Source organism: Brevibacillus sp. AG162, assembly GCF_006715575.1.
In the GTDB taxonomy this organism is placed as follows: Bacteria; Bacillota; Bacilli; order Brevibacillales; family Brevibacillaceae; genus Brevibacillus; species Brevibacillus brevis.
On record NZ_VFNO01000004.1, the window covers coordinates 273,039 to 285,320 of the forward strand.

10 protein-coding genes are annotated in these 12,282 nt (G+C 49.0%); 6 read left to right on the top strand and 4 right to left on the bottom strand.

Annotated elements, in window-relative coordinates:
- Positions 1–17: 17 nt before the first annotated feature.
- A complete protein-coding gene (locus tag FB479_RS15145) occupies positions 18–824 on the bottom strand; it encodes an Fpg/Nei family DNA glycosylase (RefSeq protein ID WP_142065857.1) in 807 nt (268 codons plus the stop codon).
- A 201-nt stretch (positions 825–1,025) separates the two neighbouring features.
- On the opposite strand from FB479_RS15145, the gene FB479_RS15150 reads away from it, so the two are divergent.
- Positions 1,026–2,183: a THUMP domain-containing class I SAM-dependent RNA methyltransferase gene (locus FB479_RS15150; RefSeq protein WP_106654834.1), complete on the top strand. Its 1,158-nt coding sequence runs from the start codon at positions 1,026–1,028 to the stop codon at positions 2,181–2,183.
- Positions 2,184–2,258: 75 nt separating this feature from the next.
- Positions 2,259–4,994: a DUF4855 domain-containing protein gene (locus FB479_RS15155; RefSeq protein ID WP_142065858.1), complete on the top strand. Its 2,736-nt coding sequence runs from the start codon at positions 2,259–2,261 to the stop codon at positions 4,992–4,994.
- Positions 4,995–5,046: 52 nt separating this feature from the next.
- Here FB479_RS15155 and FB479_RS15160 read toward each other — a convergent pair whose 3' ends face one another.
- Both FB479_RS15160 and FB479_RS15165 read right to left on the bottom strand, forming a co-directional pair.
- Positions 5,047–5,694 (bottom strand): hypothetical protein, encoded by a 648-nt coding sequence (locus FB479_RS15160; protein ID WP_142065859.1) that lies wholly within the window; start codon positions 5,692–5,694, stop codon positions 5,047–5,049.
- Positions 5,695–5,773: 79 nt separating this feature from the next.
- Positions 5,774–7,021, bottom strand: a complete 1,248-nt coding sequence (locus tag FB479_RS15165; protein WP_142065860.1) for an MDR family MFS transporter — start codon at positions 7,019–7,021, stop codon at positions 5,774–5,776.
- 568 nt (positions 7,022–7,589) lie between these two features.
- On the opposite strand from FB479_RS15165, the gene FB479_RS15170 reads away from it, so the two are divergent.
- The 3 genes from FB479_RS15170 (at position 7,590) to FB479_RS15175 (ending at position 10,412) form a co-directional block, all read left to right on the top strand.
- The gene (locus tag FB479_RS15170; protein WP_106654830.1) at positions 7,590–8,702 is read left to right on the top strand and encodes an aminopeptidase; all 1,113 of its coding nucleotides are present in this window, start codon (positions 7,590–7,592) and stop codon (positions 8,700–8,702) included.
- A 531-nt stretch (positions 8,703–9,233) separates the two neighbouring features.
- Positions 9,234–9,404 carry a hypothetical protein gene (locus FB479_RS30520; RefSeq protein ID WP_157696815.1) on the top strand — a complete coding sequence of 57 codons (171 nt, stop codon included), beginning with the start codon at positions 9,234–9,236 and terminating at the stop codon, positions 9,402–9,404.
- A 75-nt stretch (positions 9,405–9,479) separates the two neighbouring features.
- Complete coding sequence (locus FB479_RS15175; protein ID WP_142065861.1) at positions 9,480–10,412, top strand: RluA family pseudouridine synthase; 933 nt, start codon at positions 9,480–9,482, stop codon at positions 10,410–10,412.
- Between the two features lie 91 nt (positions 10,413–10,503).
- Here the strand turns inward: FB479_RS15175 and FB479_RS15180 are convergent, their stop codons facing one another.
- Positions 10,504–11,517, bottom strand: coding sequence for a hypothetical protein (locus tag FB479_RS15180; RefSeq protein WP_142065862.1), 1,014 nt, complete (start codon positions 11,515–11,517; stop codon positions 10,504–10,506).
- A gap of 139 nt (positions 11,518–11,656) precedes the next feature.
- Between FB479_RS15180 and FB479_RS15185 the strand changes: the two genes are divergently transcribed.
- Positions 11,657–12,280 (top strand): YhbD family protein, encoded by a 624-nt coding sequence (locus FB479_RS15185; protein ID WP_142065863.1) that lies wholly within the window; start codon positions 11,657–11,659, stop codon positions 12,278–12,280.
- Positions 12,281–12,282 lie beyond the last annotated feature (2 nt).

Genomic DNA, 12,282 nt, shown 5'->3' on the forward strand with positions numbered 1-12,282 from the left:
GAGTGAATACGCTTCTGTCAATGCTGGCAGTTCGTGCAGGCGAATACTTTGCGGGAGGAGAGCTCGCTCTTTTCGATAGGCTGTCCACAGCGCGGGCAAGGCTCTCCGCCGCGATCGTATACCTGGCAGCGTTCATCGAAGCCGCCTGTCAGGGAATCGCCTTGAAAAAGCGGCTGCATGTAACCGCCGAATCGTATGGCTTCTTTGAGTACGGTTTGCATGGAATGATACAGTCGTTTTTGTTCCTCGAAAGAAAGCGTCGGGATCGTCCGTGTAGGCAGGATGGCGGCATGAAAGCAGATTTCGTCCGCATAGCAGTTTCCGATGCCTGCCAGCCAATGCTGATTGACTAATGCTGTTTTGAGGAAACTGCGCTTGTCAGCGAGCAGCTCCGCAAATCGGGTAAAGGTAAACAGCGGGTCCAATGGCTCGGGACCGAGTGGAGCCAGCTTTTCGTCGATCTGAACGTTGGTGAGCAAGTGCAGGTAGCCTAAACGGAGGCCATGAAAATATAAGAGGCGTTCTCCAAAGGCAAGAGTCACTTGAGCGGTTCTTTTCAGCTTGTCTTCCGACGAGCCCAGGTATAGAAAGCCGCCCAGCATCAGATGAAGCAGCAGGACATGCCCACTTTCCAGATGGAAGAGAATATGCTTGCCACGTCGGTCGACAAGCGTCAGGCGATTGCCTTGCAAAAGACGAACAAATTCCGCAGGCGGCAGATTGATTGTTTTTTCCCGCTGAACGTGTGAGGCTGTAATCGTTCCGCCACCGATTTTCTCCTGCAGCAGTCGGCGATAGGTCTCCATCTCAGGTAATTCTGGCATGCGGACTCCCTCCTGTACGCAAAGTTTTTTGTAGGATTTCCCATATGGATGATTCGCATGCCGTACCCTTCACTGTTTTTGGTGAGGGGTCGTTTCAATTTAGACAAGTTTACCAACGCTATTAGTAAATGGGGTAATATAATATAGGTAGTAGGATCAGGGCATCGCCCGAAGGATTATTGGACGGACAGGAGATTACATATGCAAAAAGTGGAATTGATCGCTACGGCGACTTTTGGTTTGGAATCAGTAGTAGCAGAAGAGGTGAAGGCCCTCGGATACGGTCCGGTACAGGTGGAAAACGGCAAAGTTACGTTCACCGCAGATATTTCTGCGATTCCCCGCACAAATTTGTGGTTACGAACTGCCGACCGCGTGCGTCTTAAGATAGGGGAGTTCAAAGCGACTACTTTTGACGAGCTGTTTGAAAAGACAAAGGCACTGCCGTGGGCCGATTGGATCACAGAGGACGGGACGTTTCCTGTAGAAGGGAAATCGGTTAAATCTACCTTGTTCAGTGTGCCGGATTGCCAAGCGATCGTGAAAAAGGCAGTCGTAGAAAGTCTGAAAAAGACCTACAATCGCGAGTGGTTCGATGAGCAAGGACCACTGTACAAGATTGAAGTGGCACTGCTCAAGGATGTGGCGACGCTGACGATCGATACGTCAGGACCGGGCCTGCACAAGCGCGGCTACCGGGAATTGATCGGACAAGCGCCACTGAAGGAAACGATGGCTGCGGCGATGATTATGCTGTCTCGCTGGAAGCCTGATCGGGTATTCATGGACCCATTCTGTGGATCGGGTACACTTCCGATTGAGGCGGCGTTGATCGGACAAAACATCGCTCCAGGGATGAACCGCGAATTTGTCTCGGAGTCGTGGCCTATTATTCCGAAAACAGCTTGGCGCGAAGCTCGCGCAGAAACGCATGATTTGGCGCGCTATGATCAAAAGCTGGAGATTATCGGGACAGATATGGATGACGAGATCCTGAAAATTGCCCGCCGCAACGCGACTGAGGCTGGTGTAGATGACCTGATTCATTTTCAGCGAATGGATGTGCGGGATGTGCGAACCAAGCGTAAGTACGGCTACTTGATTTGCAACCCACCTTATGGGGAGCGCTTGGGAGAATGGAAGCAGGTTGCCAAGATGTATGGCGAAATGGGGAAAACCTTTGCTGCCATGGATACGTGGTCTTTCTACATTATTACCTCCGACGAACAGTTTGAGGAGCATTTTGGTCGTACAGCAAGCAAAAAGCGCAAGCTCTACAACGGAAATATCAAGGTAGATTACTATCAGTTTTTCGGACCTAGACCGCCGCGCGGACCAATGGTTACCCCAACCGAGTAGACATAAGGGTGTGTTCAACGGATGACTTTTTGAACCACCTCGTACAGAAGGGGCATAATTGGAGGAGAAAATGCAATGAGCAAGAAAAGATTCGGGAGCAGAATGCTGGCCGCTTTATTGGCAGCGACTACATTACTGGTCCAAAGCACGCCGTTGACTCATGCTGCAACAGAGCCAGAGAAACCGGCGGTGGAGAGCGAGAAACCAGCAGAAGAGACCAAGAAGCTGGAAGAGCAGTTCAATAAAAAAGAAGAAGCGCACACGGAGTTTACGGATTTGGGCAACAGCTACGCCAGTAAAGCCGTAAACAGACTCGCAGCCCTGCATATGATCAGTGGTCAGGGAGATAACCGCTTCAACCCGCAAAACACGATTTCTCGACAGGATATTGCCGTGCTTTTGACAAAAGTAATCGGTCTTCAACCAACAGAAATCGAGGATGCAGCTTTTGAAGATGTACCGTTTGAAAGTCCTTATGCACCGTACGTTTATGGACTCTCTGAGTTGGGTGTGATGAACGGCAGAAGTGAGCATACCATGGGTGCTCTAGACCCGCTTACACGACAAGAGCTGGCTGTCATGCTGTCTCGCTTGATGAAAGAGGGCTCTGTAACCAAAGTGGCAGGCCAGACTCCTGTTGCATACAGCGATGAAGAAGAAATCGCCGACTACGCCAAAACGGCTGTGGAAGAAGTGACGAATCAGCGCTGGATGCAAGGTGCAGGCGGCAAGTTTAATCCGGCAGGAACTGTCACACGTGCGGAGGCTGCTGTGATCGCTGAGCGTGTCTTGGATGCACGCTACCAGCAAGCAGAACAGGTGAAATACAAGGTAGATGTAGAGCGGCTGAGTTTGGCTGCTGGCACGAGCCAACGCTTGAAGGTAAGCAGCATTGGCGGAGATGAGCTGCCCTTTACACCCATTTTCGCATTTGATCGTCCCGAGCTGGGAACCATTTCGGCAGACGGAACCTTTATTGCTGGTCCTACAGCAGGAAAAGGAAATCTCACGGTGACAGTCGGCTACAAAACGACGACGATTCCGGTTGAGATCAAGGACGCTGGTAAGCCAGCTGTCGAAAAGGCAGAGGACACGCCAAAGACTGCACCGGTGACTTCCTCCAATGACTCGGCAACGAAAGTCGATGAAAGCAAGACGGTAGTAGAGGGAGAAAAGCCAGAAGCAGACAAAGGAGCAACCGAAACGGATGCAACGAAGCCTGCTGATCCAGAAGAAGAGGCGGAGGAGCCAGCAGAGAGGGACGAACTGGTCAATATCGCACCAGGCAGTTATACATCTGTTACTACTTTTGGAACGCCAGACTCGTATTTCCAAGAGCTGGAGAAGCAGTATCCGGGTCCAGTAGGCGGACTTGTTACGCCTACCGAAGACTGGACGGGATACCACCGTCAGTTTGGGCGCAAGGTAACCGTTGAGCTCGACGAGGCGAAGCCATTGGAGAGAGTTGCGCTGACGTTTAAGCAGCAAAAGACATCGGGCATCACGATGCCAGAATACATGGAAGTCGAGGTGTCTCGCGACGGGAAAGTGTGGTCGTATGCGGGAAGAGCCGTTCACGATGTTTCCGCCAAAGAGGACAAGCTCGTTACACGCAAGTTGAGCGTGACCTTGCCTGACGTCAACACCCGCTATGTCCGGGTATCCTTCCCGGTGAAAGTATTTACGTTCGCTCGTCAGCTGGAGGTATGGGCAAAATCGGATAGCGAGTGGGATAATGGCGCTGTCTTGCTGCCGCCACCAAACCCGGCGAAGCTGGAAGAAGCCAAACAAGCAGGGCGTCGTGTGGAAAATATGCTGCTTGCTTATACTGGGGAGCATGGCGAACTCGGGACTTGGACCAAAGAGGATTTCCTCCCGATGGTTGGCTACCGCACTGTAGATGGTTATATGCGTGACCAGATGTTTGACACGATTCTGTTCCTGCCGTATCAGACCATTCCTGCTACGAAGGAAAGCTGGACAAAGTATATGAATGATTTGTTCGGCTCGAACAAGCAGCTCGACGCTCTCAACCAGGCTATGCGGGAGTACAACCGCCTGCGCGGAACACTGTATACAACACCGACGCAGGAAAATGTCGTGCTGGCGCTGCCGTATCCGAATGCCAATCAGACCAATTTTGGCCAGCTGGATGAAAAGAAACCATCCCTCTCCTTTAGCCCTGCGGGAATTGGGGAAGAGCAAGCGTATCTGAACCGCAAAGCTGCGTTGGAATGGTACTTCCAGGAGCTCATGAAGCGCTGGAACAAGGAAGGATACGCCTATCTGAAGCTGGAAGGAATCTATTGGTTCCATGAGCTGGTGGAGGATAGTGCACCGAAAGAACGCCAATTGATTCGCGACATGGGTAGCATGGTGCATGACGAGGCGTTGCGCTACTATTGGATTCCGTATTTCGGTTCACCGGGAGTGTCCGAGTGGAAATCTCTTTATTTCGATAAGGCGTTCCTGCAGCCGAGCTATTACAGTGACAAGCCGGTGGGAATTGACCGTATTCAAGGGGTACTGGAGGTCGTCAACAAGTACGACATGGACATCGAGATCGAAGGCGACTGGAAGATGTACAACGATCCGAAGTTCTATCAGACCTACTACAATCAGTTAGTTGCCACCCACAAGCTGGGGATGGATAAAAACAACGTGCACGCTTACTACTTCGGCTCCAAGACATTGCTAGAGTCTGTCAAGAGCACGGACCCTGTCAAGCGCGCCATCTATGATGACACGTACAAATGGATGCGCGGTCGTTTTGACAGAACGGAATTTTTCGAGGGCAGCGAGATGCCGTAGTGAATGGAAAAGAGTCTGTTTCCCGCTTTGTGGGGAGACAGACTCTTTTTTTTTAAAGCGGATGGGCAGGCTTTTGCCCAATCGTTTTCCGATAGATCTCCACCAGTTCCTCCAGGATCATTTCTTTCGCCGCATGTAGAGGGGGACTAGGATGGTAGTAATCGATTCTCTTGGGACATGGCTTGCCAAAAGTCGGTACTCCTGCTGCTGCGATCCGTTGTTTCCACAGTTTCTTGAGCGAAGGAAAATGCTGCCACGAATGGTGGTGGGAAAGCCCCCAACCGAGCAGGAGCCACGGATGCTTTTGCAGTTCCTGCGTAGATACGAGCTGAGCCTCGAGCGTCGTCTCTTTTTCATGAATGAGTTGCTCGAAATGGGAAATGGCACTCACGGCAGCAGCATTTTGTACGGAAAACAGGTTGTAAATATGAAATCTGCCTGCCAATGCCCGTTTTCCGTAGATCGCTTCCACCAGCCGGATCAATTGCCGCATGGTGGGATCGAGTGTGGTTTGACCCATGGTACTATGGCCGGATGCAGGTCTTTCACGAAAAAGCTTGGCACTACCAGGGTTCAGTAAGAGACAGCTCCCAAGAGAACGATGGCCCTCTGAATTCGGTCCCCATTGAAGATAAGTAGAAGTTCGATAGACGACTCCTCGGTTTTCTTTAAAGGTAGCAAAGGCATTCGGCTGGTTCATGACGATCCCCTCCTGGTCAAGCTATCTATGACCCATTTATATGAGAGGAGGGGATTTGGTAGAACGGACTTGCTCTACTTTAGCTACTTTTGCTAACTTCTTTGGCACCAATCATCCGGAACAAGATGATATACAGATAAGCACTGACTAAGGTTAAGCCCAGGATGACACCGAATACACCAACAGGAGCGAGCCATTGGGATAGACCGATCGTCAGGGGAGCGATGAAGCGACCAATCGAGAACTGGAGTGAAGAAGCTCCCATGTACTGACCGCGTGCATCCTCCGGCGAGTATTTACTGATGAAGCTCTGGGCCACTGGCGTGCGCATCAGCTCGCCGAATGTCAAAATCGCCATACAGCCGAACAGGAGCCAAATATTCGTCGTAAAGGCCATCAAGAACAGACCAAGACCAAATAAGATGGAGGAGATGACGAGGCTGTTGCGATCGCTCCAGTTTTCAAACCAACGTGTGACCGGTAGTGTAAACAGAACAACCAAAAAACCATTTAAGGCCATGAGCCAGCCAAATGCGCTGGTTCCCCCGACAGAATAAGTCCAACTGCCCCACGAGAATAATGGTTGCTGCATAACATGCTCTTTGACATACAACGCCATGTAAATATCCAACTGCATGAATCCAATGGCGATCAAAATCCCTGCGCCAATGTACAGGGCAAATGCTTTGTCTCGGAAAATAATGGCGTAACTCTTGAATTGCTGAGTCAGGGAAAAACGCTCCTTTGCCTTCTCCTGACGGACGTGTTCAGGCAGCGTTTCTTTGATCAGGAAAAAGACAGTGATCGCAAAAAGCAACTCAACGATGGTACAGAACATCAACAGCTGCGGGCGATAATGAACAAAAAAGACAGAGCCCAATACAGGACCTGCAACCACCCCGATGTTCATCGCTGTGTAAAAGGTGGCAAAGACAATTCTTCGATCCTCTTCTGTGGTCAAATCAGCCACCATAGCGGAGCTGGCAGGCCAGTAGAGAGCCCCAGCGATCCCGATCCCGATGAAGGCAATGTAGTCGATCCAAGGAGACGGAGAGAACGCAAACAGCGCGAACATCACCGTCGAAGTACAGAGCGAGAGCAGCATGGTAAACCTGCGCCCTACCCGGTCAGCCAAATATCCGCCAAACAGATTGGACAGCATCCCGAGTAGCGGCGGCACCATCAACAGAAGACCCGCTACATCCTTCCCAAACGTATCACTAAAATAAATCGCCATAAACGGAAAGTACATCCAAAAGAAGGTGTGCGTAATCAATTCACCAAAGAGACGTACCTTCAAATTAAGATCCCACGAACGCCAAATCATGACACGAATTCCTCCATTCATTTCGGCAGGAGCCTTGACCTCGATTCTCTTCTTGGAAAAATTCCACGTAAAAAAGCGCAAACGGGGTAGAGACACTGCTCTTCCGCTTGCGCTTTATCAAACGATACAAGGGTGGCGGGAAATAACCAGTTCAACGGAGTACAAAAGAGAGACGGTTACCTACCTATGGTTTTAGGTACAGTAAACCGACTGTTCACCCGAGAACATGGCCCGCAATTCATATCGGGAAAAAGACGGAAGCGGTTCAGGCATCCTGCAGCTTCTAGCTTTGGATAGGGTTGTAAGAGGCAGTGCCCCTTAAGAGAGGCCCCACCTAAGCGAAGATAACTACAGAAAACACCATGAACTCAGCACTCCCGTCTTTCAAATTTTTTACATAGGTAAACTCTTGTTGATTAGAATACTCGAAAGAGTTGAATTTATGCAAGATAATTTTTTAGTTTCTTTCGAATAGTACCAAGAACATCGATAATTGAAAAAGGTGCTTTCATTCGGTAAAATATTTTTTACAACAACCAAATCATGCTAGGAATGTGGGGGATATCGCATGCGGGATGCACGCATCGTTAAGTTGGCTACAAATTTGCTGAGCCATTCTGTACGCCTGAAAGAAAAGGAAAGCTTGTTGATTGAAGTTCGTGGCGAGGGTCACGCTTTGGCGAAAGAATTGGTTAAGCAGGCGTACGACTTGGGAGCCTATCCGTTTGTACGGATTATTGACCCGTCTATCCAACGTGAGCTGATGCTCGGTGCAAGTGCAGAGCGTGCGACTCATTTGGCGAAATGGGAAGAGCCAATGTACAAAGATTTGGATACCTATATCGTCATCAATGGTCCATCCAATGACAGCGAGATGGCCGATGTTCCGGTAGAGCGTCGTCGTGCGCATCAGAGTGTGATGCAAGAATTGCATGATTACCTGACCAACAATGTACGCTGGACACTGCTCAACTACCCGACCACCGCTTTGGCGCAAAATGCCAACATGTCTACCGTTGCTTTTGAAGATTTTTATTTTGACGTATGTTCCGTTGACTATAAAAAGATGCACGAAGCCTTTTTGCCTTTGCAGCAATTGATGAATCGCACGGACAAAGTGCGTCTGGTCGGACCGGGAACGGATCTTCAATTCTCGATCAAGGATATCCCTAGCGTCATCTGCTCCGGGCTTCGCAACATTCCAGACGGCGAGATTTTTACAGCTCCTGTACGTGACTCTGTGAATGGAACCATTACGTACAACACCGCAACAAGCTACATGGGCACGAAATTCGAAAATGTGTGTCTGAAGTTTGTAGACGGAAAAATCGTTGAGGCGACTTCTAACAACACAGATCGACTTAACCAAATTTTCGATACAGACGAAGGAGCACGTTACATCGGGGAATTCGCAATCGGCGTGCATCCATACATCCTGCATCCAATGAATGATATCTTGTTCGATGAAAAAATTGCAGGCAGCTTCCACTTCACTCCAGGACGTGCATACGACACCGCAGATAACGGTAACCGCAGCCAAATTCACTGGGATATGGTAAACATCCAGCGTCCAGAGTACGGCGGCGGCGAAATCTGGTTTGATGATGTGCTGATTCGCAAAGACGGTTTGTTTGTTTTGCCAGAGCTGCAAGGACTCAATCCGGAAAACTTAAAAGGGTAAGTTGGTACAACAGAGCCATCATGCTTAGCGTGGTGGCTTTTTTCGTTTTTTAACGTAGCTTTCGGGGAGGGAAGAAGCGCATTTCCAGTCTACGCTTCGGCCTACGCCCCGCAAGGGGGATTGACTGCCCGCTCCGGAATAAATGGCGGGAGATTTATTCCGGAGCTAAGATGGGCTCCAGAGGCGCTTGGACTGGAAATGCGCTTCTTCCTACGGAGCTTTTGCCTACTTCTCGAAAGTACTGTTTTTTGTCATAAAAACTTCTTTGAATAACAAACAAACCGCTCTAAAAGCACGGAGTAGATACAAGCTGTACACAAGCACTGTCACATGTCTGGAAGGAGACCGCCCGAACGAAGAGAGGATACAGGCGACTGGAAGACATGTGGCAGGGCTTCCCCCGACCACCATCGTCTGAATTCAACCATTTGTATTGTTTACTTTTTATACAAAAATGTTTGTAAAGTGCGAATTCCTGATGTATACTTAATATAATAAAAAGTATAAAAAATAACTCGAGGGGGAATTTTTGTGAAACTGCTTAATCAAAAAAGCTGCTTACATGCCTTTTTTACATCGGGTCGAATCGATTTGGAATATCGCGGTTGTGAAGGCTGCATCACACAGCTCCTTGAAATGGGACAAAAGGAAGAGGTACCCGGATTTGATCAGATGCTAGTTGATATATGGCTGTACCGGTAGTCGGGCTGGACAGACGAGCATCTCTGGCATCCTTTTGCTACAATAAGAAAAAAGCATGGAACAGAGGGATTAGACGTGAGCCGCAAAGATTGGATCGAATACATCGTCAGTGAACAAGACACGGGAATGAACGTGGAACAAATCGTCCGGCAAAAGCTCAACGTGTCGGGGCGTATGATGCAGCGGCTGACGAGAAGCAAAGGGATTTTGCTCAATCGCAAGCAGCCCTTCCTCCAAAGACAAGTAAAAGCAGGAGATACAATCGCTGTTCGTGTCATCGAGAGACAAGAGCAAGCGCCTAGGCAGGCCCAGCATGATACGAAGCCCGAGGGACCAATCACACCAATGCCGTCCATCGACATTTTGTACGAGGACGATCATCTCTTGATTGCAAACAAACCAGCAGGCATGATGGTGCATCCAATTAAACAGGAGACTGACACATTGGTACATGCACTCGCTGCCGTACTGGCGGCACGGGGTGAGCAGACGAGCGTACATCCTGTGCATCGGCTAGATAAAGATACATCAGGAGCGATTCTCGTAGCCAAAAGCAGCTATGGTCATCAATTGGCTGACAGGCTGTTGCGCGAAGGAGGTATTCATCGCGAGTATCTTGCGGTTGTCAGTGGCGTGCTGACAGAGAAAGCTGGAACGATTAATGCGCCAATCGGCCGGGATGCGCGTCATCCTACGAAGCGCCGTGTCGTGGAGAGTGGCGATCCTGCCATCACGCATTACGAGGTACAACAGACCTCTGAGGGAATGACGCTCGCGCGGGTCTGGCTGGAAACGGGTCGTACCCATCAGATTCGCGTTCACTTCGCCCACATTGGACACTCGCTTGCTGGCGATACGATGTACGGGGGAGCAAGAGGTTTGTTACGCCGACAGGCTCTGCATGCTTCGAAGCTGTCCTTTTTGCATCCGCTTCTCGAAAAAGAGATTGTAGTCGAGGCACCGGTACCATCTGATATGAAACGCTTGATGCAAGCGGAGTTTACATAAGAACGGGCAACAAGCTGAAACCACCTTTAATAGGTGGTTTCATTTGTGTATTTGGTAAAGGGAGATTGTGTCCGGCCAGCGTCCAGTTTCCCTAGTTAATCAAGCCATTTTCCGGCGTAACGGCGAAATCATAGAAGATTCCTTTTTTGTTGATCGATGCCGTAATAGTCGGTTTCCCCTTTTTCGTAAACGTGTAAACGTTATATTTGCACGAAACATTGTATCCGGTTAGATCAAGGTTGAAGACCTTTTTCATTATCGGGTTGGCAGCAGCAATCGCCTTTTCTTTTGTAAAGAATGGTTTGGCGAACACCTTGGGAATATCTTCGTCCGCTGTATAGTTCTCATTTATGAACTCGCTGATCAGGGTCGCTGCCACCACTTTCCCTGTTTTCGCCCCTATGACGATACTGTATTTCCCTTCGGTATCCATGAAATCCCATACTTGATCCAAGCGTTCTTTCGATTCTTTCACCAGTGTTACCTCAGGGAGCAGCGCCGATGCTTTACCGTTGGAAAGAGACTTCAGCGCCTTTTGCGCTGTATCGATCACTTCGGGGGTTATTTGCTCGTTTGTATAATGCAATTTCGCAGAATTGACCTTCCCGGTGGCAGCGTCAATGCTGACCGATGCATGTTGCCCTTTGAACAGCCAAATGTTTTGTTTTTCCCAGTTGATCCGTTCTACCCAATCAATCGTAAAGGCATGCTGATTATCCATTTCTTTTAACGTGCTCGTAACAGTATTTTGCAAATCAGTTGCCACTTCGCTAAGTTTTAATTTTACGTTTACAGATACAACCTTTCCCTCCTGCTTGGTAACGAGCACCTCACCTCTGTTGTTTTTGGCCGCAATCACCCAGCAATCTGCCGTTTCTCCCTTAATCTCGTCCAGTTCGATCGGCACGCCGCCAGACTGTTTTTGCATTGCTTGTTTGGCCGCTTCTACGACATTTTTGTCTAGTTGTGCGAGGGTCTTCATTTCTGGCTTTACGGCTGGCGCCTGACCAGCTGCGTATGCTGGTGCTTGTGTGTTTGTAAAAGGAGATGCTACGGACAACAGCAAGGCAATCATACTTGTTACTGCTAGTGTTTGTTTTTTCATGTGTCATTCTTCCTTTCTGCATTCAAATCACTTATTTGATCCAGCTGATCGGATTTTGTGACAATAATCAGAGTATCAAACAGTGCGCAGTTGAATAACGTAACAGTGTTATGTTACATTGTTTTTGGAGGTGCTTCACATGGACACAAATCTTATCTCGAAGAAGGACCTGCTGGAGCTAACAGGCATTTCGTACGGACAATTGTACCGTTGGAAACGAAAAAACTTGATTCCAGAGGAGTGGTTCATTCGCCGAGCAACTTTTACAGGGCAAGAAACCTTTTTCCCACGTGAACAGATTTTGGCTCGAATCGACAAGATCCTGAACATGAAAGACGACCTGTCGCTGGATGAATTGGCGGACATATTTTCACCAAGTATGAGTGGAACGTCGTTGACCGCAGATGAATTATTGGCACGAAACATTGTTTCGACTACTTCTCTAGAAGTGTTTAACGTTTTTCTCGGGAGCTTACGGACCGTTACCTTCCAGCAGGCACTATACGCCTATGTGTTGGAAAAGCTTTTGGCGGCAGGAGACTTAAGTGTAGATGAAGGCGGCGGATTGCTGCAGGTAATGGCTAGCCACTATCCCAAATTCGAAGGGAAGCCTTGCGAGCTGATCTTTATGCGCAAGATGGGGATTTCCACGTTCATGTTGGTGTCTGGCTCTACCGAAATGTATTTTGATAGCGGTGTAAAGGTAGTGAAGCGGCTCGATCTAGCCAATTGCATCGAGGAATTAAAAGGAAAATATTTGTAGGG